We start from the raw sequence: 23,947 nt of genomic DNA, 5'->3' as shown, positions 1-23,947 counted from the left end.
CTTGCTTGTAAGTGCGCGAGGTGCCTTGAGAACGAGCGCCGCCGTAGTGGCGGATCGAGAAACGGCCCAATCAGGAAACGGTCCCGTGTCGACGGTGATGCTGGTGTGGTCGTGACTGTCTGCCAGCGAGCCTGAGGTCTCTTCAAGGCAAAAGGGGAGGGCCCCACAATGTGGGCCCTCGACCTCTTGGAGCACTCACCGTAACTGGATCCGCCAGGGGTGCGAACTCCCCGCCCCTCCTTGGTTACAATCTATGTGCACGAGTGTGGGGACCGGGAGGCGATGGAGTGGCAGGCGAGGACAGGCCGGCGGCGAGAAAGCCGTACCTGGCTGGTGGGGCGGAGTTCGCTGCGCTCTACAACGTGAAGCGGCTCCAGGTCAGCCAGTGGATCAGCAGGGACCAGACGCTCGGTTACCGATACGCCAAGATCATCAGTGGCTCGCCCTACTGGCTGCTCCAGTTCGTGAAGGGCTTCGGCGAGACCACGCCCCGCCCCAAGCATCTCAACGAAGCTGAGCTCGCCCGCCTGGTCAAGGAGCAGGACCCGGGATATTGGGTTGGCGAAGTCGACCAACTCCCGCCGCTGGTAGGCCAGACGGAGCTGGTGGCCCTGTTCGGGCTGCCGTCGACTGCGTTGCTCCGGAAGGCTGTGACCACCGGTCGCCTTCGCCCCTCTGACTACACGCTCTCCGGTTCGCCGATCTGGCTGCTTGAGTCGGTGGTCGAGGATGCTCCGGCGCTTCAGCAGGGCGCGCGCACCGTCGACTGGTCGCTCGATGGCGGTGTTCTTGCGGCTCTTCGTACGGGGACCTATGACGGCCCGGGGGCGAGGATTATCCCGCGCGGTCCTGCGGCGAAGCAGGCCAAGTAGCCTTGTTTTCATCGCTAGTTGATGTTGATCTAACCCCCGTATGCATATAAAATAGAAGCACACTCGATGGGGGTGTGTCTCTATTCCTTTGGGGGTTGCCGTGCGCCTGACCGTTACTGCCGCATGGCGCCGCTCGCGCGGGCCGCCGACGCTTGCGGCCACCGTTGCCGATCGACATTCTTCACGCCCGCAGATAGATTCCAACACTCCAGAGTGTTCGCACTATCTCTGAGGGGGGACTTTGCCGACTCAGCAACAACCGTTGTTCGGCCTCGAAGACATCCAGCTCGTACGCCATCCCGAAAACGTCCGTGACCTGACCATCCAGCAGCGGTTCGAGGCGTTCCACGCCCTCAACCCCTGGGTGCTCCGACAGCTGACGGTGATGACGGCGGACTGCGCACAGAAGGGGTTCAGCCGCATCGGGATCGGGATGCTCTTCGAGCTCCTGCGCTACCGATACGGCGCCGCGACCCGCGGCGACGAGTTCGCGCTGAACAACGACTACCGCTCCCGGTACGTCCGGCTCCTGCTGGCCGAGCACCCGGAGTGGACCCCGCTCTTCGAAGTCCGCGCCCTGCGTGCGGACTGACACGACCTCTTGGAGCCATACCGTGAACGCACCCGTGGGCGCCGGAAAGCCGCCCGCCGTCAAACTCAAGACCCGCAAGCCGACCGGCATCGTCCCGTGGCCCCTCCTCCTCATAGAGGGAGAGGAAGGCGCCGGCAAGACCTACTCGGCGGCTTAGTTCTCCAGCAGCGACCGCATCGGTCAGATGTACTGGATCGACCTCGACGAGGGTTCGGCCGACGAGTATGCGGCCATCGATGGCACCGACTATTTGATCATCGAGCACGACGGAACCTACCGGGACATCCTCGAACAGGTTGAAGCCGTGCACGCTGAAGCTCGGCGTGCGGCGGCAGCCGGGGAACCGCCGGTCGTGCTCACCATCGACTCCGGGTCCGCTCTGTGGCGGATGCTCACCAACTGGACGTACGAGCGAGGTCGCAGGACGCTGAAGAACCGTGCGCTGCTGCGGGATGACCCGGACGCGGCGTACGACATCGGCCTGTGGAACGACGCGCTGGAGCGGTGGAACAGGATCATCTACCTGCTGCGCACCCTGCCGGGCATCTCCATCGTCCTGGCGCGAGGCAAGCAGGTCAGCGCGACGGACGACAACGGTCAGCCGATCCGGAACATGAGCGAGTGGAAAGTCTCGGCTCAGAAGGATCTGGGCTTCGACTCGACGTGCTGGGTGCGGATGAAGCGCGGTGCTGAGCCGCAGGTCATCAAGGTCCGGTCGTTGCGGGTCCGTGTCGAGCAGAAGAAGCCGCTGACGCTTCGGGACTTCAGCATCGAGGACCTGGTCTTCAACAAGCTCGGCTGCTCTGTCGAATCCCAGCCGCGCATCATGCCCGCGCCCGCCGGTGACCGGGTTCAGCCGTGGCTGACCCGCATCGCCGACCTGAAAGACAAGGAAGCTCTCGCCGCACTGTGGCGCTCAGTTCCCGACCCCGCCAATCGCCTCGGCCGGGAAGAGATCGCCACAGTCCGGGCCGCCGCCGAGCAGCGGGCGGCCGAACTGGACAACCCGAACCCGGAGATGGGCGAGGGCCCGCTGAGCGACGCCGACAAGCTCCGTGCCGCCGCCAAGCGGAAGGCCGCCGAGCAGGACGCGGACGCCGAGCAGTGACCGGCCCGCACTCATCTCTTGGAGGACTCCCATGTCTGTAGTCACCATCGTTGACGGCGTCGCACCTTCTATCTGGGACGCCGCTCATGACGTCGACGCCCGCCGCCCCCGCTCCTTTCAGACACAGCTCGGCGCATCCGACACCGTGTGCGGCCGACGTGCCGCCTACATCCTGCACGGCACCACCCCGACTGATCACGCCGACAAGCGGGCCGCGATCCTCGGCACTTTCATCCACTTCGGCCTGCTGGAGTCGGCGCGCACTGAGTACGGATGGCTGGTTGAGCGCAGCGTGCAGGACCACTTGATCCGGGGGCACGTCGATGTCGTCCAGCTTGATGCGGCGACAGCCGCACGCCTGCCCTGCCCGGCACAGACCTGTGATACCCGCCGACGTGCTCACCGTGGAGGACGTGAAGACGAAGTCGACCTATCTGTGGGACCGGGTCCTGCGTTATGGCGCCACGGCCGCCGAACTGCGGCAGGTGTATCTCTACGCTGGCGCCCTGCACGAAGAGGGCTTCGAGGACGTCCCCGGTCAGCGGTACCTGTCGCGCCTAGGGCCCCTCTGCATCGGTCGCATCCGCTTCCGTTTCATCAACCGCGACAGCGGGGCGGAACACATCCAGGAGATCGAATTCGATCCACAGCGTGCTGCCGAGGCCCAGTGGTGGGTTGAGCGCGTGCGCGAGACCACCGTCCCCGAGGAGATACCGCGCGACTTCGACGGGCCAGGCCTCGACGCAATCTGCGACTACTGCCCGTTCCGATCCCTGTGCTGGCCGGGGACAGCCCCGGGCATCCCTGAGCAGACTGCCCTCATTCACAACGATGCCGACCGCGAGCAGGCGCTCCTCGACTACGTGAAGGGACACGAACTCGCCAGCGACGGCGACCGGATCAAGAAGCTCGCACGCAAGAAGCTGGACGGCTCCCCAGCTGGGATCTACGGGCCCAACCGCCTTTCCTGGCGGGGCGGGAACGACGAGGAGAAGGACGACGTGGAGGCCATGGCCGCCCTGCACGAGGCCGCCGGCATACCTGTGCCCATGAAGCCGGACGCCGACCGCATGGTCAAAAACCTCAAGGAGGCCGGGCTGGCCGTACCCCGGCGGAAGACCGGCCGACGGACGGCTGCGGTCATCAACGTCGGACCGGCCTGACCCCACAACCCGTCACTTTTCAGCCCCGCCCGCCAATGGCGGGCGGGGCGCCCCGTCCTGCCGCCATGCCTGCACCACCCGAGGGGAACCGTGTCCATCCAACTCTTGATCGCCGCGGCGTACTTGCCGCCCGACGAACTGAGCCAGAGCCAGAAACTAGCCCTCATGAAGATCGCCGACAGCGCCGACGACGAGACACGCCTGGCCCGACCGGGCCTCACTCGCCTTGCAGCCTGGGTTGGCGTCACCGACAAGCGCGCCATCACCATCGTCACGGAACTGATCGCCAAGGGCCTCGTCGAGCGCGTCGAGACGGGCAAAGCGGGCCGTGCGGCGGTCTACCGCGTCTTCCCGCTCGGCGTGCCGCCCACGCCGACCACTCCCGAACTCAAAGCGGCTGCCGAGGCACGCAAGGCTGCCCCCAAGAACCCCCACAAGGCCCGGACTGGCGTAGCGCGGTCTGCCCCGGCCAAGCCCGCCATGACGTACCGGGACATCGAAAGCCGTGAGGCCCAGCGGAAGCAGCCGCCCGCAAAATCCCAGGGCGGGCGGGCGGGCGGGCCGGCAGCCAGGCCGGCGCAACCTGTGACGGGCGGGCCCGGTGGGCGGTCGCGGTCCGGTCGACCAGGCCGCCGGGGCGGGCCGGCTCGCCCGCGGCCACCGGGCGCCCAGGGGATGAATCCGATGCCGTGGCGGGTGCGGTACTCCAGGACGTCGGCGGCGCTGCGATCGGTGAGGTTGTAGCGGTTCTGGACGGTGGCGATCTCCGCGATCGCGCGGGGCTGTTGGATCGGGCCGTCAGGCCGTCAGGCCGTCAGGCCGTCGGGCCGTCGGGCCGTCGGGTGGTCGGGCCGTCGGGCCGTCGGGCCGTCGGGTGGTCGGGCCGTCGGGCCGTCGGGCCGTCGGGTGGTCGGGCCGTCGGGCCGTCGGGCCGTCGGGTGGTCGGGTGGTCGGGCCGTCGGGCCGTAGAAGTCCGCGGTGTCGATCAGCTGCGCGCCGAGTTCGACGGCGCGGCGCACCACGCGGACGCACCCCCGGCGGTCGTCGGGTTCGCCCCGCACCCCGAGTCCGGGCAGGCGCATGGCGCCGAAACCGAGACGGGCGACCTTCTTGCGGCGATCTCGAAGGTGCCGGCAGCGTCGGACAGAGACGCGGTCATGTTCGCAATTCCCCTTCTTCTGCGGGTTCTTCTGTGGTTTCTTCTGCGGGGTCGGTCCGGTCCGCCCTGTCCGGTTCCTGCTCGGACAGCCGGCCGAGCAGGACCAGCGCGTCGGCGTCGGCGCTGCCGGGTTCCGCGCTGTACACGGACAGATGCTGTCCGGGAGCGCTGGTGACGGCGAGCGCCTCGAAGTGCAGACGTATCTCCCCCACTTGCGGATGCCGGAAGTGCTTGTCCTCGTGCGTACGAGGACGGACCTCGTAGCGCGCCCACAGGCCCGTGAAGGCGGGGCTGCGCACGCTCAGTTCGCCGACGACCCGCTCGATCCGCCCGTTCTGCGGGAACTGCGATGAGGATGCCCGCAGGTTGCCCACCGCGATCCTCGCCGCGTGGTCCCAGTCGGCGTAGAACTCACGCGCGAAGGGATCGAGGAAGATCATCCGCAGTAGGTTGTCGTACCGGGCGAACCCGCGGTACAGCTCCCGCGCCATCGCGTTGGCCGCCAGCACGTCCTGCGCCGCTCCGACCACGAAGGCCGGCGCCTCACGCATGCCGTCCATCAGGCGCAGCAACTCTGGAGCGACGGTCCTCGCGGCAGCCACCGTCCCGACGGCGGGCAGACCCAGCCGGAAGAGATGGGTGGTCGCCGCGTCGTCCAGCCGAAGGGTCCCGGCGATCGCCCGCAGCACCTGCTCGGATGGATGCCGCTCGCGGCCCTGCTCCAGCCGGATGTAGTAGTCCGTGCTCATCCCGGCGAGCAGGGCCACTTCGTCACGCCGCAGTCCTGGCACCCGTCGGGGGCCGTCATCGGGCAGGCCGATATCCGCCGGGGCGACCGCCGCACGACGGGCGCGCAGGTAATCACCGAGTTCGTTCACGCTTTCCATGACCGCCACGCTAATCGCGGGCGGACGCCGGGGCGTGGGTGCGCTGCACCCACCCGGCAAAGGACGGTTCGCCGCGGAACGGCTCCGCGACCTGCACGCCGGCCTGCACCAGCGCTGCCCCGAGCCGGCCTCGCGTTTCGGGCGACCTGAGTACGGAACTGAGTACGACCGCTCAGGTCGGCGTCCCGGGCCGGGGCGGAAGCTGAGGCCATGACGACACCGCCGCCGGTCTCCATGCCGCCCTTCCCGCCGCTACCTCCGTTCGTGCCCGTGCCCGTGCCGCAGCCCGCGCCGCGCGGTCGGCGCGCCTGGCTCATTGTTGGCGTGGGCGCGTTGGTCGCGGTGCTTCTCGCCGGGGTGACGGTGTGGTGGCTGGTCCGGGACGACGACCACTCCCCGCTGGCCGGGCGGCCGCGCGTGACGGACACCGTGGCCGGTCTCTCCTACGCCATCCCCGAGGGCTGGAAGCAAGACCAAAGCAAGGACCTGATCAGCGCGTTCACGTCGTCGATCGCCAGGACCGGTGCCGACAGCCACAGCGGAGCCGTCGTGATGGCCGGGCGCGGCGGGCCCGCCGACGAGTCCTCGCTGCGACGCCTCACCGAGTCGGCGGCGCACTCCAACGCGGAGTTCTTCTACCCGGACAGCACCAGGACGCTGGAGGAGTCGCAGCCCACGAAGGTGAGCGGGCGCCCCGCGTACACGGTGGTGCTGAACACGCACGACACCGACGGGACGGAGGGTCGGCTGCGCCTCACCGTCGTCACGCAGAACAGTGGCGGGTCGGCCTTCCTGCTCGGCATCGCCCTGTCGCCCGAACCGACCGGCATTCGCGAGGTCGACGCGGTCCTGGAGAGCGCGGCGGTGCAGTAGCGAACGGGGCGCCGGGCAGGCGTACGCCGGTCCCGGCCCCGGAATGGCGCGTGTGGCCGTCCCCGTGCTGCACGAGCGTGACCGTGCTGCACGAGCGTGACCGGGCTCCGGTGTCCGCGCACCCACTCGTCCGGGATCCTGTTGAGGCCGCCCAGTTTGGATTCCTCGGTACTGGACTTCCGCACGGGCGGAACGCAGGAAGCCCCCGGTGCCGCGCACGGAGTGGGCGGGTGGCGGGGGCTTCCCGGTGGGGCGTTGGGGTTAAAACGAGGTCTTCACAGGGCGGACTGGAACGCCGAGGCGCTCGGGACGTTGGCGGTGGGCGTCGTGATGCGGCTGAGGGTGGCGGGGGCCTGGCCGGCGTGCTGGGCGGCCGCGCGAGCGGTGAGCGGCACCCGCCGGGTGGTCCGGGGGGCGGCGGCGGTGCGGGCGGCGGCGGAGATCAGGGTGTTCATGGTGAGCCTCTCGGCGAGATGCGTCGCCGCCCCCGCCTGATGAAGGCGGGGGCGGCGATGACGTTGACTGATCGGGGGAAGCGTAGCGGCGGGCGGGGGGTTCGGCGCGCGCGTGTAGGTGTGGCGTAAAGGTGGTCCCGGCAACCGGGTACGGCCGTCAGGGCCCCGACCTGAGGCGATGGGTGCGGGGCGGTTCCCGGGCCGGTCCGCGGGGCCCCGCAACCGTCGCGAAACTGTTGTCCGGCCCGTTGACCCGGCCGGGGTACGGGCGTCCGGTCCGGGCCTCGGCGGACGCGCCGGTTCCGCGCCCCGGCCCCGGACGGTGCCGCTGTGAGGTCGGCCCTACCTCCCCCCTCCCGGCCGGGGTTAGCATCCCGCGTGACCGAACAAGCCGAGCAGCCCGCCCAGCCCCCCGTACCACCGCACGGCACAGCCCGAGCCGAGACCGGGTCCGCTGCCGGCCCGGGCGACGGGGTGGCCGACGGCCCGGGTGACGGGGCGGGGAACGGGCCCGGGCGGACCCGGGGGCGGATATTCGCCGACCTCACCCCGTTCCGGATATCCGCCGACTACCGCAGGCTCTGGTTCGGCAACATGGTCTCCTGGGTCGGCAGCGGCATGACCGCGCTCGCGATCTCGCTCCAGGTCTACGACCTCACCGGCTCCAGCTTCTACGTCGGTCTGGTCGGCATCTTCACCCTCGTACCGCTGGTCGTGTTCGGACTGTACGGTGGTGCCGTCGCCGACACCGTCGACCGCCGCAAGCTCGGCCTCTACAGCGCGCTCGGGTCCGCCGCGCTCTCCGCGGCGCTGTCGGCCGGCACGTTCGCCGGGGTCGCGAACGTCTGGTTCCTGTACGCCGTCATCGCGCTCCAGTCGATCTGCCAGGCGCTCAACGGGCCGGCCCGCTCGGCGATGATCCCCAAGCTGCTGCCGCCCGAGCACCTGCCTGCCGCCAACGCGCTCAACTCCATGATCATGACGACCGGCACGCTCGTCGGGCCGATGCTGGGCGGGCTCGTCGTCGGCTTCGCCGGGTACAAGACGGCGTACCTCATCGACGCGATCACCTTCGCCGCGTCCCTGTACGCGATGTGGCGGCTGCCGGCGATGCTGCCGGAGCGGACTGCGGGCGGTGCCCCGGGCGGGGTTGCGGGCGGGGCCGGCGGCACCAAGCGGCCCTCCGTCATGGAGGGGCTGCGGTTCCTCGCCACCCGGCCCAACCTGCGGATGACCTTCTTCAGCGACTTCTGCGCGATGATCCTGGCCCACCCCCGCGCCCTGTTCCCGGCCGTCGCCGTCCTCTGGTACGGAGGTGACGCGCGCACCACCGGCCTGCTCGTCGCCGCTCCCGCGATCGGCGCGCTGCTCGGCGGGGTGTTCTCCGGTTGGCAGAGCCGCGTGCACCGGCACGGGCTCGCGGTGCTGATCTCGGTCGGCGGGTGGGGCGCGGCCATCGCGGCGTTCGGACTGACCCGGCAACTGTGGCTCGGCCTGTTCATGCTGGCCGTCGCGGGGTTCTCGGACACCGTGTCCATGGTGTTCCGCAACACGATGATGCAGGTCGCGGCGCCGGACGAGATGCGGGGCCGGTTGCAGGGCGTGTTCATCGTGGTGGTCGCGGGTGGGCCGAGGCTGGGTGACTTCCTTGCCGGAACGGTTGCCGATCTCACGTCGCCCGCGGTGATGGTGGTGGGGGGTGGGGTGGCGTGTGTCCTCGCGGTCACGGTTCTGGGGCTGACCCGGCGGAGCTTCGCGCGGTACGACGCCCGCAATCCGGTCCCCTGAGCCGGCTCGCCACCCTCCTCGGGTTGTGGACGGCTGCGGTTCAGGAGTCCGGGGCTCTGCCCCAGGCCTCGGTTCGCGCTTTGAGGGCGCTCGTCCTCAAATTCCCCCAAGGCCTTCAGGGCCAGGGGGGACCCCCATGACAGGCTGTAGGTGCGCCCGGCACCGAGTAGTTGAGGGGCGAGGCGGGGGGAACCATCCTGGCACCGGCTACGCGCCCAGAACCCCCTTCGCCACCCCCAGCTCCACCAAGTCCTGCGGGCGCAGCCGGAGTTGCGTCGCCGTGTGCCGCGCCTCCGATTCGTCTCGCTTCAAGATGGCCGCCGCGAGCTCCGGCGCGATCACCGAGAAGTAGCTGTCCGCCGTGACCCACGTACGGTCGGGGGACGTCAGGGCCAGGGCGCCGCCCGAGCCGCCCTCGCCGATGACCAGGGTCGTGACCGGGACGCGCGCCGCGGCCACCGCCGCGAACGCGTCCGCGATCGCCGCGCCCTGCCCCTCCCGCTCCGCCGCCGCGTCGTTCGCCGCGCCCGGCGTGTCGACGAGGGTCAGGACCGGGATGCCCAGACGGTCGGCGAGGCGGATGACGCGGGCCGCGGTGCGGTAACCCGCCGGGCGCGTCGCGGTGCCGGTCTGCGCGGCGTACGCGTAACTCGTCCCCCGGTGCAGCCCGAAGCCGCACAGCATCCCGGGGTCGACGCCCCCGCACCGGTCGCCCACCAGCGCCTGGCGGTGCGGGAAGTACGCGTCCAGGTAGGCCTCCGCGCGGGGCCGCCCCGCCGCGCGGGCCCGGGTCACCGCCTCCCAGCCGTCCGCCGGGAGATTCGACGTACCGAAAGGGGCCGGAGTCGGGGCCGGGGCCGGGGCCTGGTCCGGTTGGGAGCCGCCGGTACCCAGCAGCGTGAGCCAGCCCGCGAGGACATCCCGCAGGTCCTCCTTGCGTACGATCGCGTCGATCTGGCCCGCCGCCAGCTGGCCCTCCGCCCGGTAGGCCGCCGGGTCCGCGTCCGCCGGCCGGACCCGGGAGCCCGCGAAGCCGATCTGGGCGCCGGGCATGGCCAGGACCACATCGGCGCCCGCGCCGAGCGTGGCCCAGCCGCCGCCCGTCGTCGGGTCGCGCACCACCGCGATCTGGGGCAGGCCCGCCGCCCTGAGCAGCGCCGACTGCCGTGCCACACGCTGGAGTTGGGTCAGCGCGAGCATGCCCTCCTGCATACGGCTGCCACCCGTGGCGATCAGCGAGACGAGCGGCAGCCGGCGCTCGCGTGCCGTCTCGTACGCCAGCTCCAGGCGGTCGCCCGTCCGCTGCCCGAGCGAGCCGCCCAGGAAGCCGAACTCGAAGGAGAGCAGCACGCACGGCCGGCCCCCGACCGAGGCCACTCCGGCGACCACCGACTCCGTCTCGCCGGTACGTTCCGTGGCCCGCGCGCGTGACGTGCCGTAGCCGGTCCAGAAGAGCGGGCCGTCCTCGGGAAAGTCCCGTGCGGGCGCGGCCAGTTCGTCGAAGTCGGCTGCCACGAGGGCGATCGCCGCCCTTGCCGGGATCCGCTCGGAGCTGTCAGGCATGGAGGGCTCGCTTCATGATCTTGCCCATGTCGTTGCGGGGCAGTTCGGACAGGTAGCGCACCACGCGCGGGCGCTTGTGCGGGGCGAGCTGCGCTGCGACGTGATCCGCCAACTCCGCTGCGCCGGGCGGTAGTTGGGGGTTCCTCGGCACGATCCACGCCACGATCCGCTCGCCCAGGTCGTCATCGGGCTCGCCCGTCACCGCGACCTCGCGGACACCGGGGTGGTCGAGCAGTACGTTCTCGATCTCGCCCGCGCCGATCTTGTAGCCGCCGCTCTTGATGAGGTCGGTGGCCTTGCGGCCGACGATCCGTACCTGACCGTCCTCGTCCACGCTCGCCATGTCGCCGGTGCGGAACCAGCCGTCGTCGGTGAAGGCCGCGGCGGTCGCGTCCGGCCGGTTCAGATAGCCGCTGAACAGGTTCGGGCCGCGCACCTGGATCTCGCCGATGCCGTCGGCCTCGTCGGCCAGGCGCAGATCGACGCCCGGGAGCGGGGCACCGACCGTGCCGGGCCGTGCCCCGCCGTCCGCACGCTCGGCGCACAGCATCAGCGTCTCCGTCATGCCGTACCGCTCGATCACCGCCCGGCCCGTCGCCCGCGTGATGCGCCGGTGGTCGGGCGCGGGCAGCGCGGCCGAGCCGGACACCAGCAGCCGCGCACCGGCGAGAGCCTTCGTCAACTCCCGGTCGCTCGCTACGGCTTCGGCGATGCGGTGGTACATCGTCGGCACCCCGAACAGCATGGTCGCGCCCGTCGACAGCTCCCGCGTCACGCCCTCCACCGAGAAACGGCCGAGGTGGCGCACCGATCCGCCGCGGCGCAGCGGGCCGAGGATCCCCAGGATCAGCCCGTGGACGTGGAACAGCGGCAGCCCGTGCACCAGGACGTCGTCCGCCGTCCAGGCCCAGGCTTCCCGCAGTGCGTCGAGGGTCGCGGCGATCGCCCGGCGGGGCAGCACCGCGCCCTTCGGGGGACCGGTCGTCCCCGAGGTGTAGACGATCAGCGCGGGCGTCTCGTCGCCCGGCTCGGCGGGCAGCTCGCCCGCCGTCCCGGTCAGGGGTACGTCGATCCGCGTCAAGCCGGCCAGGGAGGAGGGGAGTTGGTCCTCGGGCGAGGTAAGTACCACGGTCGGCTCGCTGTCGCCCACGATGTGCGCCAGCTCCCGCTCACCGGTCTTCGGGTTCAGCGGCACCGCGGGCACGCCGGCGACGAGTGCCGCCACCACGCCCACCACGGTGCGCGGGGTCGGCGTCGCCCAGACCGCGACGCGCCCGGCGCCCGCGATCCGGGACGCCAACGAGCCAGCCGCGCCCACCAGTTCGGCGTACGTCAGCACATGCTCGCCGAAGCGGACGGCCTCCCGGGGCTCGGCTGCGTACAGGGACGGGAAGAGAGGGGACACGTACGGGACTCCTCGGCGTCGACGGCTCGGCGGCGCCCGAACCGTGCCGGGCCCCAGGTCGTCGACCCTACGCGGCGCCGTCCGGACGCGTGATCCACATCCTGCCGCACGGACACCGGTGTTCCGCTGGAGCCGCCCCAGGCGTGAGCACTGTCACGGAGGGGAGGGCCGGGTTACGGTGCCCGGGTTATCGGTAGGGGGTTACGGGATACAGGTTCGGCGGACCGTGCGGCGGGGCCGTTCCAGGACGGGGGAGGGTTACTCCAGCGGGGCCTGCCACGTCAGGGTCGTGCCGCGGATGCCGTCGTCGCGCATGCCGTTGTCCACGACGGTGAGCCGTACCGCGGGTCGCGCGTCGGGGAGTTCGGCGCCCGCGTCGACGACGACGCGTACCGAGGACACCCCGGCCCGGCGGTGCGCGGCGGCGAGCGCGCCGCGCAGGGCCGCGACCAGCTGGGTGTCCACGGGCTCGCCGACCAGCGCGTCGACGGCGCCGTCGAACCGCACCGAGGGCCGGAAGCCGAGGAGGGCGCCCGCCCCCGCCGTCTCGCGCAGGACCCGGCCGCGCAGCGTCGTCGGCGCTTCGGCGGGCGGCTGCTGGAGGGCGAAGATCGCGGTGCGTACCTCCTGGATGGTGGAGTCGAGCTCGTCGACGGCGCGGGTGAGCAGCTCGTCCGTGTCGTCGACCGCCGTCTTCTCCGCTCGGCGCCGCGTCGACTCCAGCATCATCTCGGTGGCGAAGAGCCGCTGGACGACCAGGTCGTGGAGGTCGCGGGCGATCCGGTCGCGGTCCTCGTACACGGCGAGCTGCTCGCGGTTGTGCTGGGCGTCGGCGAGGACGAGGGCGAGGGCGGCCTGCGAGGCGAACTGGGAGGCGAGCAACCGGTCCACCGCCGTGTAGGGGCGGGCGCCGCGCCTGCGGGGGAGCGCGAGCGTGCCGATGAGCTTGCCGCCGCTCTGCAGGGGGAGCATCATGCTCGGCCCGAACCGGGTGCGTACGTGGGTGGTCATGCGGGGGTCGGTCGCCGAGTCCTCCAGGAACACCGGCTCGCCGCCGAGGAGTTGGACCAGGACCGGTGAGCCGGGCTCGATGGTCGTGCCGATGATGTCGTCGGGGTCGTCCGGCGCGGACGCGGCGACGATCTCCATGCCGCCGGCGGCGGTGGGCTGGAGCACGACGCCGGCCGCGGCGTCCGCGAGCAGCCGTGCCCGCTCGGCCACCGTCATCAGGGCGTTCGCGGCGGTGTCGCCGGTGAGCAGGGAGGTGGTGACGGCGGCCGCGCCGTCGATCCAGCGCTCCCGCAGCCGTACGGTCTCGTAGAGCCGGGCGTTGCCGACGGCGATGCCGGCCTGCGCGGCGAGGACCCGCAGCAGCGCGAGGTCGTCCTCGGTGAAGGCGCCGCCGCGCTTCTCGGTGAGGTAGAGGTTGCCGAAGACCTGGGTGTGCACGCGGATCGGTACGCCGAGGAAGGAGCGCATCGGCGGGTGCCCGGGCGGCAGCCCGGCCGAGCGGGGATCGTCGCGCCGGTCGTCGAGGCGCAGCGGCTGCGGGTCCTGGATGAGGGCGCCGAGCAGCCCGGTACGGCCGTCGGGGAGCGGGCCGATCCGTTCGCGCTCGGCGTCGGTGAGGCCGGAGGTGAACAGCTCGGTGAGCCGCCCGCGCTCCGGGTCGACCACGCCGAGCGCTCCGTACGCGGCCCCGGTCAGGTCGGTCGCGGTGTCCACGATGTGCTGGAGCGTGGTGCGCAGTTCGAGATCGGTCCCCACGCTGAGCACGGCCTGAAGCAGCATGGGCAACCGGGGCCCCGCGCTCTCGGCTCCGCCGGCGTTTCCGATTTCGCTTACTTCGTCGGCTTCGTCGGCTTCGGGGGCTTCGGTAGCTTCGGAGGCTTTGGTGGCTGCTTTGGCTTCTGCGGTTTCCCCTGCTTTCCCGGCTTCGTCGGCTTCTGCGGTTTCCCTGGCTTTCCCGGTTCGGCCGGCATCGTCGACCATCCCGGTTCGCTCGCCCTTCCCGGCTCCGCCCGCACCCTCGGTGCGCCCGGGGTGGGCGGTGTCGGGGGCGGGCGGCTCGGGATCGGGTGAGCCTGCGGTCGACTGGTGGGGCGGGCCGACCGGGCCGGGGCTGCCCGGCGCCGAGGGGCTGGTGTTGTCGGGGGCATCCGGTGCTGCGGCTTCCGTGGCGTCGCGTCCCGGGACTTCGTGGCCCGAGGGGGCGATGCCGTGGGTGGCCTCCCTCCCTGAGGGGCCGGTGGCGTGGGTGGCCTCCCTCCCTGAGGGGCCGGTGGCGCCGGTGCCCTCCCTCCCTGAGGGGCCGCTGGCGCGGGTGGCCTCCCGCCCCGAGGGGCCGGTGTCGCCGGGGGTGTCCGGCGCTGCGGCCCCCATGCCGTGGGGGCCTTCCCGGCGTGAGGGGGCGGTGGCGCGGGGGGACTCCAGCCGTGAGGGATCGCCGCCGCCCGGGGCTCCCCGCCCCACGGATCCCGTACGGCCCGGGCGTCCCGGCTCGGTTCCGCCGGGCACCGCCCTCTCCGTGCGGGCCAGGCGTTCCCCGCCGGGCACCGCCCTCTCCGTGCGGGCCAGGCGTTCCGCTTCACTCATCCTTCGAGGATCCCTCACCGCCGCCCTTTGTCCCCGGCGGCACGATTGGCGTGCCGTTCACTCGGACATCGGGCTGAGGACCATCGGCTGGATCTTGCCTTCGAGCATCGCGCCGAGGCCCTGGATCGCGCACACGTCGGGGCGCTCCGCGATGTGCACCGGTACGCCCGTCGAGTCACGCAGCATCTGGTCGAGGCCGGGGAGCAGCGCGCTGCCGCCGACCATCATGATGCCGCGCTCGGCCAGGTCGGCGACCAGGTCGGGCGGGCACTCGCGGAGCACCTTGCCGATGCCGTCGAGGACCGCGGTGAGCGGGGTGTGGATCGCGTTGCGTACGGCGGCGGTGTCGACCTGCACCGAGCGGGCGAGGCCGGTCGCCACGTCGCGGCCGTGGATCTCCGTGGACGCAGGCCCCTGCGGGGTGAGGCCGTTGCCGCGCAGAGCCAGCTGCAGCGGGCGTACCGACTGGCTAGGCAGCATCAACTCGTGCTGGTGGCGCAGGTGTTGGATGACCGCGTGATCGATGGCTTCGCCGCCGACCGGGATGCGTACGGCCGTGACGATCGCACCGAGCGACAGCACGGCGATCTGTGTCGTGGCAGCGCCGCACACCATGATCATGGTGGCCGTGGGCTGCTCCACGGGGAGCCCGCACCCCACGGCCGCCGCGATCAGGGTGTCGACGAGCTCGACCCGGCGGGCGCCGAGCCCCACCAGCGTCTCCATCGCGGCGCGCTGCGCGAGCGGGTCGCTGTCGTGCGGGGTGCAGGCGGCGGCGCGCAGTCGCGGCTTGCGGCGCAACTGGCGGCGCAGCTTCTCGCCGAGCAGATGGCGCAGCATGCGCTGGGCCATCTCGATGTCGACGACCGTGCCGCCGGACACGGGGCGGGCCACCCGGATGTAGTCGGGGGTGCGGCCGGTCATCTGCTCGGCGAAGGTGCCGACTGCGATGAGCGCACCGGTGCGCGTATTGACGGCGGCCACGCTCGGCTCGTCCACGACGAGCCCCACGCCCTTGATGTAGACCCGGGTCCTGGCGGCTCCGAGGTCTACGGCTACATGGCAACGGCGCAACTGCTCAAGACTGACGGTCACGGCAGATCCTCCCGAGAGCGGTACGTGTTTCGCTTCATGCGACCGGTACTTGGGCCTCTCGTCTGGATAGGCCGGGCTCGGCCGGACGAGAGGCCCTAGTTCGCATCATGCGACCGCTCCAGGTCCGGCGCGCGCTGGGATGCGCCGGTAGGGGAGGCCCCGCTGACGGGCAGCCAGAAACGGGAGGAGGGCGGGGCGGGACGCCGCGAGCCGACCACCGAACGACCCCGTGCGGCGACGCCGTAAAGGCCGGCCCCTTGCCCGCTACGGCCGACCCGTCACGGCAGGACCCCCTGCGGCCGACCCGCCACGGCAGGACCGGCTACGGCCGACCCGCTGTGGTGGGGCCCCCTACGGCCGACCCACCACGGCAGGACCCTCTATGACCCACCCCTCTACAGCCCGCCCCTCTACAGCCCGCCCCTCTACAGCCCGCCCCTCTACGGCCGCCCCCTACGGCAGGAGCCGTTGCAGCAACCCCCACGTGAACTCCGCCACGCACGCCCGGCCCCCGGGCAGGGTGACCTCCAGCTGCCAGCGGGTCGGTGCCGAGCCTTCCATCGGGCGGGCCGGGGGAAAGGCGCGTGCCGCCTCGTCGACCGTGCACGACCAGGGCCGCAGGTCCTCCTCGCCGCGCAGCTCGGGGCCCGGTATGCCGGGGGCCCGGATCAGCCACTCGTTCCACACCGCGCCCCCGGGCCCGGCCAGCACCTCGAACCTCAGCTCCGGCCAGAGCGGCACCGGCCACAGATGCGCCTCGCACTCCAGGTCGCCGATCCGGCGCGGCGCCACCGCCTCCGGCGCCCCGAGCACCGAGCGGTAGCGGGACAGCGCCCCGCGGGAGCGGGACGAGCGGAGCATGGCCTGCCAGCGCCTGTTGGCCTCCCGCATCTGCGCCAGCGAGGCACCGAGCTCGTGGCGGGCGTCCTCGACGAGGCCCGGCTGGTGGTCGGCCATCCTCCGCAGCAGCACGAGTTGGAACTCCATCGGGCCGAACGGCCGCGTCCCGGTTTCCGTCATGACGTCCATCCTGCCCGGCCCCACTGACAACGCCCCGGTGCATGGTGATTCGTCACGCGACCACGCCCACGCCGGCGCCCTTCCCCACAAGATCCACACATCTCCGGCCCCTTTTGTCGCCCGGCTGCCGCATAGCCTCCCGGAGCCATGGATTACTGCCACTCCTGCCGCCGGCACCTCAACGGCGCCCTGGCCTGCGCCGGATGCGGGACCCCCGCGCAAGAGCTGGCGCCCGCACCCGAGGACGAGCTCCTCGTGTATGCCGGCGCGCCGTCCCATGGCGGTGCGGAAGTGCTCGCGCCGTCCGGTCATCGCCGCGCCCGCAAGGGGCGGCGGGCGCGGCGCAAGCGGGGGAAAGTGGTCCTGTTCGGCTCGGCCGGCCTGGTCCTGGTGGCCGGTGCGGTGGGCTTCGTACAGATGGCGATGGAGCCGTCGGTCAATGACCGCGCCTCCTCCGTGCACGAGGACGAGACGATCTCCGACCCCCAGCCCCTGCCCTCGGGCGCCGCGGTGACGGCACCGTCGAGACCCACCGCCGAGCCGGTCTCCTCGCGCCGACGAGGCTCGGGTGCGGGTACCGCATCGCCTGGCGCGGACGGTGATGGGCCGCGGCACGCCGGTTCCTCGCCGAAGGTGACGGCCTCGGGGCCCGCGGACCCCCGGCCTCCCTCGTCCCGGCCCTCCTCCTCCGCATCCCCGGGGGCATCCGACTCGCCCGGTACCGGTGAGCCGCCGCCCTCGTCGCAGCCACCTTCGACCCCGGCGCCTCCTCCTCCGCCACCCCCCACGCCCTCACCCTCGCCCAGTCAGACGTGTCACCGCTTCCTGTGGTGGTGCACCTGATGGGGTGGGGCGCCAGCCCGGCCGGGTGCACCTGAAGGTGGTGGTGCACCTGATGGTGGTGGGGCGCCGGCCCGGTCGCGTGATCCGGCGGGGAGCCGCCCGCTCTGACCGTGTACGGGCCTCAGCAATACCTATGGCCTCCCCCAGGGGGCAGGCCCTTAGGACTATGCCCTCCCTCGGGGGCCCGGAGTCAGGTCAGGCGTCTCCCCACACGTTCACGTGCCCAGCATTCTCTTCAGCAGATCTCGCAGCACCCTGCGCTCCTCCGGCGACAGTTCCGCCAGCGGCTCCCTCGCGAAGTTGAGGGACTCGCGCAGATGGGTCGCGACGGTGTGGCCCTCGGTGGTCGGGGCGGCCAGTTTGACTCGGCGGTCGGCCGGGTCGGGGCGGCGTTCCACCAGACCACGGGCTTCGAGGCGGTCGACGATGCCGGTGATGTTGGACGGCTCGCACTTCAGTTTCTGGGCGATCTGCCGCATGGGCAGCGGCTCGTGCGAGAGCAGACCGAGCACCCGCGCCTGCGCGCCGGTGAGGGAGTGCGCGGCGGCGGCCCGCTCGTACTCCTCGTAGTAGCGGCTGACGACCGTGCCGATCAGCTCTACGACTTCGAGGCTCAGGGGATCCGTTCGGGGGGCCATGCCCACCAGTCTACCGACTTACTTGACAATCTCAAATATATGGGAGCATGGTTCTTTCAGTGCCTGAAGTATTCGGACGGCCGGACACAGCCGTGTGCAGTGTGCCGCGTGCCCGGTCCCGAGGTACTGATGTGCCCGACGTACCCAACAGTTTTTGCTTCGCAGGAGGACGCACCCCATGGCCACCTCGTCCGCACTCCCCACCACCAGCCGCGCCTGGCACCTCGTCGCCCGCCCGAACGGCTGGCCCGTGCCCTCCGACTTCGCGCTGCGGGAGACCCCGGTCGCCGAGCCGGCCGCCGGCCGCATCCTGGTCCGTAACCTCGCCATGTCGGTCGACCCGTACATGCGCGGCCGCATGAACGACACGAAGTCCTACATCCCGCCGTTCCAGCTGGACCAGCCCATGGACGGCGGCGCGGTCGGCGAGGTCATCGCCTCCAACGACGACAGCTTCGCCGTCGGCGACCACGTCCTGCACGGGCTCGGCTGGCGCGAGTACGCCGACCTCCACGCCAAGCAGGCCGTGAAGGTGGACGCCGGGATCGCCCCGCTCTCCGCCTACCTCGGTGTCCTCGGCATGCCCGGCCTCACCGCGTACGCGGGCCTCCTCGATGTCGCCTCCTTCAAGGAGGGCGACGCCGTGTTCGTCTCCGGCGCGGCCGGCGCCGTCGGCAGCCAGGTCGGCCAGATCGCCCGCCTCAAGGGCGCCTCCAGGGTCATCGGCTCCGCCGGCTCCGACGACAAGGTCAAGTGGCTGGTGGAGGAGCTCGGCTTCGACGCCGCGTTCAACTACAAGAAGGGCCCGGTCCTGGAGCAGCTGCGCGCGGCCGCCCCGGACGGCATCGACGTCTACTTCGACAACGTCGGCGGCGACCACCTCGAAGCCGCCATCTCGACGCTCAACGTGCACGGCCGCGCCGCCCTCTGCGGTGCGATCGCCGGCTACAACGACACCGAGCCCGCCCCCGGCCCGCGCAACATGATGATGATCATCGGCAAGCGGCTCCAGCTCAAGGGTGTCCTGGTCGGCGACCACTACGGCATGCAGCAGCAGTTCGTCGGCGAGGTCGCGGGCTGGCTGGCCTCCGGCGACCTCAAGTACAACGAGACCGTCGTCGAGGGCATCGAGCACGGCGTCGAGGCGTTCCTCGGCATGCTGCGCGGCGAGAACACCGGAAAGATGGTCGTCTCGCTCGGCAAGTAACCCGCCGGGGCGTGCGCCCTCACCTCACGGGTAGGCGGCCGGTGCGTGCGCGGCGACGAGTGAGCCGGTGAGTGACCCATCGCACACTCCGCCTCACGGTTTCCGCGATCCGATAAGGTTTTTCCACATCCCGGCGGCCGTGAGGCGCGAGCGGCCGCGTACCCAGGAGGAGCACCCCAGCATGTCCATTCAGAAGTCCGAGGTCCTCTACACCGCCGTCGCCACCGCCGAGAACGGCCGTGACGGCCGCGTCTCCACCGACGACGGCCAGCTGGACGTCGTGGTCAACCCGCCGAAGGAGATGGGCGGCAACGGCGCGGGCACCAACCCCGAGCAGCTCTTCGCCGCCGGTTACAGCGCCTGCTTCCAGGGCGCCCTCGGCGTCGTGGCGCGCAACGAGAAGGCCGACATCTCCGGCTCGACCGTCACCGCGCACGTCGGCATCGGCAAGAACGACGACGGCTTCGGCATCTACGTCGAGATCACCGCGACCATCCCGAACGTGGACCGCGCCACCGCCCAGGACCTGATCGAGAAGGCCCACCAGGTCTGCCCGTACTCCAAGGCGACCCGCGGCAACATCACGGTGAACCTCGCCGTCGCGTAAGCGCGTAGTCACGTAATAACGTGTGACGAAAGGGCCGTGCCGGTGCGCGGCCCTTTCGTCATGATGGCCCGCATGACCTTCCCCGAGACAGCCCCGTACGACCACGGCATGCTCGACACCGGTGACGGCGACCACGTCTATTGGGAGGTCTGCGGAAACCCCGAAGGGAAGCCCGCCGTCGTCGTGCACGGCGGTCCCGGGTCGGGCGCGACACCGTTCTGGCGGCGCTACTTCGACCCCGCCCGCTACCGTGTCGTCCTCTTCGATCAGCGTGGCTGCGGCCGTTCCACGCCACCGGTGAGCGAAGCATCGACCAGCCTCGCCGCCAACACCACGCACCACCTCGTCGCGGACATGGAGCAGCTGCGCGAGCACCTGGCCATCGACAAGTGGCTTGTGTTCGGCGCTTCTTGGGGCGCCACCCTAGGCATGGCGTACGCCGAGGCGCACCCGGAGCGGGTCAGCGAGGTCGTCCTCGTGTCGGTCACGACGACCAGCCGCGCCGAGGTGGAGTGGATCACCGAGGGCGTCCGGGTCCACTTCCCCGAGGCGTGGGCCGCCTACCGCGACGCCGGGCGGCCCCGCGTGGGGGAGCGGGTCGTCGACGCGTACGCCCGGCTGCTCGCCGACCCCGACCCGGCGGTGCGCGAGAAGGCCGCCTACGACTGGTGCCGCTGGGAGGAGACCCACGTGCGGGCACCGGGGGCGCAGCTCCCCTCCACCTTCGGTGACTCGCGGTACGCCGACCCGGCCGTGCGCATGACCATGGCCCGCCTCGTCACACACTATTGGCGCCATGCTGCCTGGCTGGCGGAAGGCCAACTCGTCGCGGGCGCGGCCGTGTTGGCCGGCGTTCCCGGCGTGCTGATCACGGGGGCGCAGGATGTGAGCTCGCCGCCCGACCCGGCCCGGGCGCTCGCGGCGCGCTGGCCCGGGTGTGACCTCCAGGTGATCGACGACGCACGGCACGGTTTCGGCCACCCGGCGACGAACGCCGCGGCGCAGGCCGCCCTCGACCGGTTCGCGCGCCGCTGCCGCTGAACGAGCGCGGGTGGAGTGGGGTCCCGGCGGCAGAACCGGGGGGCGACGGCGACGCCGACGGTGACGGCAGCCGTGACGGTGACGGCGGCCGTGATGGTGGGTCTGGCGCGGTGGGATCCGTCTCCCGGGGGCCGGATAGGGTCGCAGGCATGCGTGACATAGGGACGGGCTTCGGTTATCTGGTCAAGGGGCAGCGCTGGGCGGCCGGACACGGCAGGTCGCTCGGCATCGGACTGCTGCCGGGCCTCATCACCCTCGTCCTGTACGCGGGCGCCCTGATCGGGCTCGGCTACGGCGCGGACGACTTCGTGGGATGGGCGACTCCGTTCGCCGACGGCTGGTCCTCGCCCTGGCTCGATCTGTTCCGCGGCTTCCTGACGGTGCTGGTCTTCGCGCTCGGCGTGTTCCTCGCCGTCATCTCCTTCACCGCGGTGACCCTCCTCGTCGGACAGCCCTTCTACGAGAAGCTCTCCGTCGACGTGGACCGTGCCGAGAGCGGCGGCGAGGCCCCCGAGTCGGGCCTCCCGCTCTGGCGCGAGCTATGGATCTCCGCGCGAGACTCGCTGCGCATCCTGGTGCGGGTCGCCTGCTACGGCCTCCTGCTCTTCGCGCTCGGCTTCATCCCCGTGATCGGGCAGAGCGTGATCCCGGCGATCGGGTTCTGCGTCACGGGGTTCTTCCTCGCCGAGGAACTCACCGCGGTCGCCCTCCAGCGCCGCGGCATGGAACTGCGGCCCCGGCTCGCCCTGTTGCGTTCGCGGCGCCTGCTCGTCCTCGGCTTCGGGGCGCCCCTCGCCGTCGCCTTCGCCGTACCGCTGGTCGCGGTCTTCCTGATGCCGGGCGCGGTCGCGGGCGCGACCCTGATGGTGCGCGACCTGCTCGACGAGTCGGCCGACGCCCGCGCGGACAACGTGGCCGGCGCGGATGACCCCCATGCGGACAGCTCCGATCATGCGGACAGCTCCGATGCGAATGGCTCGCGGCGCCGGGACGTGGGTGCGGCCGGCGCGTCGGGTGCGGCGCCGACCGCCCTCCAGGGGGTGCCGGACGCCCCGCCCCGTCCGTGATCCGCCAGACACCCCCTGGGTCTCCTCGGCCGGGCTACCGCGCCGCCACCGCCACGATCGCCCTCATCTGGGTCACGATGTCCAGGCGGTTGCGGACGAAATCGGGGTCGCTCACCGTGCCCGTCTCCGGGTCGGTGTTGCCGGGGCCGAACTCCAGGACCGGCGTGTGCACATGGCCGCCCGGGGTGGTGAGGCCGAGGCGGTCGCGGAGCAGGGTGGCGCGGTAGGCGATCTCGTTGGAGAGGTAGTCGCCGCCGCCCCCGGCCCGCGCCGCCGAGCCGGGCGTAGGACCGTCGGGCCGGTCGACCGGGGCGGCCGCGCCGGCCGGGATCTCGGTGACGTCGGTGTGGTCGTAGACCGGGAAGCGGCCGGTGTCCGCGGCCACGATGCTCTGGTACGGGAGTGTCGTGCGGGTCCACTGGGGCTGCGTGGCCGGGTCGCTCACCGGGACCAGGCCGGTGCTTGACGCGTTGACGTTGTCCGGAAAGCCGCCCCGCCAGGCCCCGTTGAACCGCTCGACGTCGATGCGGCCGACCCGGCCCTGGCTCACCGTGGTGAACGCGTCCACCTCCGGAAGGACCGGCGTGAGCGCCCGTTCCACGGCCCCGTCCGCGAAGTCCTGCCAGCGCACCGGGAACGTCATGGTCTCGATCCGCGCGCGCTGCCCGTCGGCGGTGCGGATCCAGGTGCCGTCCAGGGCGAGCGCGGTCGCGCCCGACGGGTTGCCGATGCGGATGTCGCTGTCGAGCGTGAACGGGTCGAAGCCGGTCACCAGGATGCGCTTGAACCCCGTGCCGTCGGGATAGTCCACGCTCTTCTGGCCGCGCGAGGTCTGTTCGACGCGGTCGATGAGTGCCGCGCGGTCTGCGTCGGAGAGCGTGAACCGGGGCTGCCAGAGCCGTAGTTCACGGGTGAGGCCGAGCCTGGCCCAGTACAGCGGACGGTCGTCGCCGCGGCTCAGGTCGCCACCGGCCGGGCCCCGTCCCTGCGCCCGGTCGACCGCCCGCTGCCACAGCCCTGTTCCCGCACGCCCGACGAGCCGCCGCGCCGCGTCGTAGGACCGAACGCCTTGCAGGGCGCGGGTGAACTCCGGTGTCACACCGGCGAATCCGCTGCGCGCCAGGATCTCCTTCGGTACCGCCGCGTCGAGGCGCTGCTCCTCGACGGTGACGGATCGGGGGATGGTTCGGGTAGCGCTTCGGGGGGCCGCCGCCTGTGTCTGCGCCTGCGCGGGGGTGGGGCCGAGCAGCGCACAGCAGGTCAGCGCCGCCAGGGCCGGGCCGAACCGTGCCACCCGTACACGTCGTCGCACCGTGGATCCTTCCGTCGGGGTCGGGTGGCGCCCAGTATTAGCAAGGAAGTCCCGTGTGGATAGAGGGACTTATGAGCCGTCGGGACCGTGGAGCAGCGTCACGAAGTCACGGAAGGCGCCCGCCATGTCCACCGCGTCCGGGTCGAGGAGCCACTGGTACTGGAGGCCGTCCATCACCGCGGTGAGCAGGGGCGCGGCCCGCTCCGGGGTGAGGCCGCCGGGCAACCGGTCGCCGAACTCGGCCCGCAGTACCGTCGCCATCTCCTCGCGCACCTGGGCGTAGCGGCGGGTGAAGAAGGGGCGGGCCGGGTGCCCGTCGGTCACCGATTCACCGAGCAGCGCCGAGAACGTCTGGACGATGCCGGGCCGCATGGCGTTGTACTCGACGAGGGAGGCGAGCAGTTCGAGCCGCCAGCCGTCGGCCGTCTCGCGCCGCCCGCCGGTGTCCCACTGGTCCCGCTCCTCCAGGACCGCGACGAGCAGCGCCTCCTTGGTGGCGAAGTAGTGGAGCAGGCCCTGCTGGGTGAGGCCGACCCGCTCGGCGACGGCGCCGAGCGACGCGCCCCGGTAGCCGCGCTCCGCGATCACCTCAAGGGCGGCGCGCAGGATCTCCGCGCGCCGTTCCTTACTTCTGGCGCTCCTGGCCCTCGCCATGTC

General features: G+C 71.7%; 24 protein-coding genes and 1 pseudogene. 14 read left to right on the top strand and 11 right to left on the bottom strand.

Features of this window, described 5'->3' with window-relative positions; all coding sequences use genetic code 11:
- The first annotated feature begins 287 nt into the window (after positions 1–287).
- The 6 genes from AB0D31_RS05255 (at position 288) to AB0D31_RS05230 (ending at position 4,479) form a co-directional block, all read left to right on the top strand.
- Positions 288–872 carry a hypothetical protein gene (locus tag AB0D31_RS05255; protein WP_362717219.1) on the top strand — a complete coding sequence of 195 codons (585 nt, stop codon included), beginning with the start codon at positions 288–290 and terminating at the stop codon, positions 870–872.
- A 241-nt stretch (positions 873–1,113) separates the two neighbouring features.
- The gene (locus AB0D31_RS05250) at positions 1,114–1,464 is read left to right on the top strand and encodes a hypothetical protein (RefSeq protein ID WP_362717216.1); all 351 of its coding nucleotides are present in this window, start codon (positions 1,114–1,116) and stop codon (positions 1,462–1,464) included.
- 22 nt (positions 1,465–1,486) lie between these two features.
- Positions 1,487–1,621 carry a hypothetical protein gene (locus AB0D31_RS05245; protein WP_362717213.1) on the top strand — a complete coding sequence of 45 codons (135 nt, stop codon included), beginning with the start codon at positions 1,487–1,489 and terminating at the stop codon, positions 1,619–1,621.
- A 27-nt stretch (positions 1,622–1,648) separates the two neighbouring features.
- Positions 1,649–2,572, top strand: a complete 924-nt coding sequence (locus tag AB0D31_RS05240; protein ID WP_362717211.1) for a hypothetical protein — start codon at positions 1,649–1,651, stop codon at positions 2,570–2,572.
- A gap of 395 nt (positions 2,573–2,967) precedes the next feature.
- Positions 2,968–3,735, top strand: coding sequence for a PD-(D/E)XK nuclease family protein (locus AB0D31_RS05235; RefSeq protein WP_362717209.1), 768 nt, complete (start codon positions 2,968–2,970; stop codon positions 3,733–3,735).
- Between the two features lie 90 nt (positions 3,736–3,825).
- A complete protein-coding gene (locus tag AB0D31_RS05230; protein ID WP_362717206.1) occupies positions 3,826–4,479 on the top strand; it encodes a helix-turn-helix domain-containing protein in 654 nt (217 codons plus the stop codon).
- A gap of 215 nt (positions 4,480–4,694) precedes the next feature.
- Here the strand turns inward: AB0D31_RS05230 and AB0D31_RS05225 are convergent.
- Both AB0D31_RS05225 and AB0D31_RS05220 read right to left on the bottom strand, forming a co-directional pair.
- Positions 4,695–4,894: pseudogene (locus AB0D31_RS05225) on the bottom strand (aldo/keto reductase); the annotation flags it as partial.
- Positions 4,891–5,781 carry a helix-turn-helix transcriptional regulator gene (locus AB0D31_RS05220; RefSeq protein ID WP_362717203.1) on the bottom strand — a complete coding sequence of 297 codons (891 nt, stop codon included), beginning with the start codon at positions 5,779–5,781 and terminating at the stop codon, positions 4,891–4,893. The gene AB0D31_RS05220 and the pseudogene AB0D31_RS05225, both read right to left, overlap by 4 nt.
- Positions 5,782–5,991: 210 nt before the next feature.
- Between AB0D31_RS05220 and AB0D31_RS05215 the strand changes: the two genes are divergently transcribed.
- Positions 5,992–6,654, top strand: a complete 663-nt coding sequence (locus AB0D31_RS05215) for a hypothetical protein (protein WP_362717201.1) — start codon at positions 5,992–5,994, stop codon at positions 6,652–6,654.
- Between the two features lie 275 nt (positions 6,655–6,929).
- Here AB0D31_RS05215 and AB0D31_RS05210 read toward each other — a convergent pair whose 3' ends face one another.
- Entirely contained in the window at positions 6,930–7,109 is a 180-nt protein-coding gene (locus AB0D31_RS05210) for a hypothetical protein (RefSeq protein ID WP_362717198.1), read from the bottom strand.
- Positions 7,110–7,583: 474 nt separating this feature from the next.
- Between AB0D31_RS05210 and AB0D31_RS05205 the strand changes: the two genes are divergently transcribed.
- Positions 7,584–8,897: an MFS transporter gene (locus AB0D31_RS05205; protein ID WP_362717457.1), complete on the top strand. Its 1,314-nt coding sequence runs from the start codon at positions 7,584–7,586 to the stop codon at positions 8,895–8,897.
- Positions 8,898–9,104: 207 nt separating this feature from the next.
- Here the strand turns inward: AB0D31_RS05205 and AB0D31_RS05200 are convergent, their stop codons facing one another.
- From AB0D31_RS05200 to AB0D31_RS05190, 3 genes are all read right to left on the bottom strand, one after another.
- Complete coding sequence (locus AB0D31_RS05200; protein WP_362717195.1) at positions 9,105–10,460, bottom strand: carboxyl transferase domain-containing protein; 1,356 nt, start codon at positions 10,458–10,460, stop codon at positions 9,105–9,107.
- Positions 10,453–11,865 (bottom strand): acyl-CoA synthetase, encoded by a 1,413-nt coding sequence (locus AB0D31_RS05195; protein ID WP_362717193.1) that lies wholly within the window; start codon positions 11,863–11,865, stop codon positions 10,453–10,455. The genes AB0D31_RS05200 and AB0D31_RS05195 overlap by 8 nt, the downstream gene beginning before the upstream one ends.
- A gap of 258 nt (positions 11,866–12,123) precedes the next feature.
- The gene (locus AB0D31_RS05190) at positions 12,124–13,656 is read right to left on the bottom strand and encodes a GAF domain-containing protein (protein WP_362717190.1); all 1,533 of its coding nucleotides are present in this window, start codon (positions 13,654–13,656) and stop codon (positions 12,124–12,126) included.
- Between AB0D31_RS05190 and AB0D31_RS05185 the strand changes: the two genes are divergently transcribed.
- Positions 13,594–13,947 carry a hypothetical protein gene (locus tag AB0D31_RS05185; RefSeq protein WP_362717503.1) on the top strand — a complete coding sequence of 118 codons (354 nt, stop codon included), beginning with the start codon at positions 13,594–13,596 and terminating at the stop codon, positions 13,945–13,947. The two genes, AB0D31_RS05190 and AB0D31_RS05185, sit on opposite strands and share 63 nt — an antisense overlap.
- A 570-nt stretch (positions 13,948–14,517) precedes the next feature.
- On the opposite strand, the gene AB0D31_RS05180 is transcribed toward AB0D31_RS05185, so the two are convergent.
- Entirely contained in the window at positions 14,518–15,555 is a 1,038-nt protein-coding gene (locus AB0D31_RS05180) for a rod shape-determining protein (protein ID WP_362717187.1), read from the bottom strand.
- A gap of 453 nt (positions 15,556–16,008) precedes the next feature.
- Positions 16,009–16,575 carry a hypothetical protein gene (locus tag AB0D31_RS05175; RefSeq protein ID WP_362717184.1) on the bottom strand — a complete coding sequence of 189 codons (567 nt, stop codon included), beginning with the start codon at positions 16,573–16,575 and terminating at the stop codon, positions 16,009–16,011.
- 147 nt (positions 16,576–16,722) lie between these two features.
- Between AB0D31_RS05175 and AB0D31_RS05170 the strand changes: the two genes are divergently transcribed.
- Positions 16,723–17,418, top strand: coding sequence for a hypothetical protein (locus AB0D31_RS05170; RefSeq protein WP_362717182.1), 696 nt, complete (start codon positions 16,723–16,725; stop codon positions 17,416–17,418).
- Positions 17,419–17,633: 215 nt separating this feature from the next.
- On the opposite strand, the gene AB0D31_RS05165 is transcribed toward AB0D31_RS05170, so the two are convergent.
- The gene (locus AB0D31_RS05165) at positions 17,634–18,056 is read right to left on the bottom strand and encodes a MarR family transcriptional regulator (protein WP_362717179.1); all 423 of its coding nucleotides are present in this window, start codon (positions 18,054–18,056) and stop codon (positions 17,634–17,636) included.
- Positions 18,057–18,234: 178 nt separating this feature from the next.
- Between AB0D31_RS05165 and AB0D31_RS05160 the strand changes: the two genes are divergently transcribed.
- The 4 genes from AB0D31_RS05160 (at position 18,235) to AB0D31_RS05145 (ending at position 21,978) form a co-directional block, all read left to right on the top strand.
- A complete protein-coding gene (locus tag AB0D31_RS05160; RefSeq protein WP_362717176.1) occupies positions 18,235–19,263 on the top strand; it encodes an NADP-dependent oxidoreductase in 1,029 nt (342 codons plus the stop codon).
- A 181-nt stretch (positions 19,264–19,444) separates the two neighbouring features.
- Positions 19,445–19,870: an organic hydroperoxide resistance protein gene (locus AB0D31_RS05155; RefSeq protein ID WP_100576701.1), complete on the top strand. Its 426-nt coding sequence runs from the start codon at positions 19,445–19,447 to the stop codon at positions 19,868–19,870.
- 72 nt (positions 19,871–19,942) lie between these two features.
- Positions 19,943–20,911, top strand: coding sequence for a prolyl aminopeptidase (gene pip / locus AB0D31_RS05150; RefSeq protein ID WP_362717173.1), 969 nt, complete (start codon positions 19,943–19,945; stop codon positions 20,909–20,911).
- A gap of 149 nt (positions 20,912–21,060) precedes the next feature.
- A complete protein-coding gene (locus AB0D31_RS05145) occupies positions 21,061–21,978 on the top strand; it encodes an EI24 domain-containing protein (RefSeq protein WP_362717171.1) in 918 nt (305 codons plus the stop codon).
- 34 nt (positions 21,979–22,012) lie between these two features.
- On the opposite strand, the gene AB0D31_RS05140 is transcribed toward AB0D31_RS05145, so the two are convergent.
- Both AB0D31_RS05140 and AB0D31_RS05135 read right to left on the bottom strand, forming a co-directional pair.
- A complete protein-coding gene (locus AB0D31_RS05140) occupies positions 22,013–23,161 on the bottom strand; it encodes a pyroglutamyl peptidase (RefSeq protein WP_362717454.1) in 1,149 nt (382 codons plus the stop codon).
- A gap of 198 nt (positions 23,162–23,359) precedes the next feature.
- Entirely contained in the window at positions 23,360–23,944 is a 585-nt protein-coding gene (locus tag AB0D31_RS05135; RefSeq protein WP_362717168.1) for a TetR/AcrR family transcriptional regulator, read from the bottom strand.
- Positions 23,945–23,947 lie beyond the last annotated feature (3 nt).

The sequence above is a fragment of the Streptomyces sp. NPDC048361 genome (genome assembly GCF_040651795.1).
Taxonomy (GTDB): Bacteria; Actinomycetota; Actinomycetes; order Streptomycetales; family Streptomycetaceae; genus Streptomyces.
Note: the sequence above shows the minus strand (reverse complement) of the source record. Positions and strands in the feature narration are given on the sequence as shown.